This is a genomic window from Prevotella conceptionensis 9403948, assembly GCF_000312305.1.
GTDB lineage: Bacteria > Bacteroidota > Bacteroidia > Bacteroidales > Bacteroidaceae > Prevotella > Prevotella conceptionensis.
Genome location: NZ_HE999503.1, coordinates 1 through 896 on the forward strand (window position 1 = coordinate 1; position 896 = coordinate 896).

1 protein-coding gene is annotated in these 896 nt (G+C 34.6%); it reads right to left on the reverse strand.

Annotated elements, in window-relative coordinates; translation table 11 throughout:
* Positions 1-870 (reverse strand): C10 family peptidase (locus BN93_RS15965; RefSeq protein ID WP_019189274.1); only part of this gene is annotated, 870 nt, incomplete at its 3' end.
* Between the last annotated feature and the right edge of the window lie 26 nt (positions 871-896).

The window sequence follows — 896 nt, forward strand, 5'->3', positions numbered from 1 at the left end:
CCCTAAATTCTTAAGAGTTCTCGGGATGTTATCAGTAGAAGCGGAACTCCCTTTATTTTCATCAGTTTCATTTTCTGGGTATTTGGCATAAGTAACATCTAAATTTTGTCGTAAACCTAATTGTTGCATAATCCTTGCTATATAAGGGATTGCAGGAGGATATGGATTCCAAGTCTTTACATAACGATTCATAATCTCCCAATCAAAATCATAACCGTTGTATCGTTTGGGAAATTTATAAACGGATAATAATTGTGCAACAGCCGTTGGTACGCAGCCTGTGCTGGATAATTTTCCATCCGTTAATGGGCAAAATTGATTGTAAGGACTTCCCTGCCCCCACTCAACAGGACAATATCCTTCTTTCATTTCGGAAAAAGTTTTTTCCCATTTTCCATATACAACAGAAATTTCATCGTTTTCATTGATTCTGTTATTTTCGTTAAACTCATCAATCTCCTTAATGATTTGGACTTCCATATTTGCCAAAAATGGTACAAGATTAGGATTGTCTATGACACCATCTTGAGGGATTTCTCCTTTATCTGTAAGCACTAACATTGGAGTAACCCTTGTATCTCCGCTCATTATAGCATATCCACCACCTTGAAAATTGAAAATATGTATATTTGTTGAATTATCAACATCTGACCTTGTCATTCCTCCAACTCTTGTATCTATAGAAGTGCCATCTACTTTGAGGGTAAATTTATTTTTCAGGATGGGATTTTTTGGAGCAATAGAGTTTACACGAGTTGTTTTGCCTAAAAGAATTTCATTGAGTTCTGTTTCTGCATCATTGATATTTCTCTCATAGGAAGTTACTATTTTTTCCTCATCTTTTTCTTTTAACTCTATCTCATTTTGCATACATGAGCTAAGAAAAAACAAAAATA